Source organism: Nguyenibacter vanlangensis (assembly GCF_013376155.1).
Lineage (GTDB): Bacteria > Pseudomonadota > Alphaproteobacteria > Acetobacterales > Acetobacteraceae > Gluconacetobacter > Gluconacetobacter vanlangensis.
The window spans coordinates 1-591 of record NZ_JABXXP010001201.1 but is presented as its reverse complement, the minus strand read 5'-3'; the positions used below and the strand labels follow the sequence as shown (position 1 = coordinate 591).

At 70.2% G+C, this 591-nt stretch carries 1 pseudogene; it reads right to left on the bottom strand.

Annotated features, from left to right (window positions below):
* A pseudogene (locus HUK84_RS22110) lies at window positions 1–591 on the bottom strand (hypothetical protein); the annotation flags it as partial.

The window sequence follows — 591 nt, the reverse complement described above, 5'->3', positions numbered from 1 at the left end:
CGGGCCAGAGCAGCACGAAGAACGGCACCGCGAAGCGCAGCACCGCCAGGGCCACGCCCATCCCGGTCCAGAAGGGCGTCAGGCGGCGCAGATACCACCCGGCGTCGCCGGCCAGGTTCGATTGCCAGACGACCAGCAACTGGCAGAAGGCCAGATAGGCCCACAGGACCGTCAGCGCCAGCAGCAGCCGGCCCAGATCGTCCCGCACCGCGCCGCCGATCCGCTCGGGCGAACTGGCGGTCGCGACCGACAGCGCCAGGATCGCGGCATCGGCGGCACACAGCATGCCATAGATGCCGGACGTGAAATCCTCCAGCGACATGGCCAGGTCGAACATCGCCAGGGTGAAGCTTACCGCCAGCGCGAACAGCATCGGCCCGGCAATGGACGCCACCGACGCCCCCGCGCGCAGCCGCCGCACGATCATCGCGGACAGGACACTCCACAACAGGGCATAGGCCACCACCCGGGCCGAGAAGAAAGGCGCGTTCAGCCACCCGCCATTGCGCAGCGCCGCCCCCGCCTCCGCCCCTGCCTCGGGCCGTGCCCAGCGATAGAGCGGCGACAGGTTCAGCAGCAGCGGCACCAGCA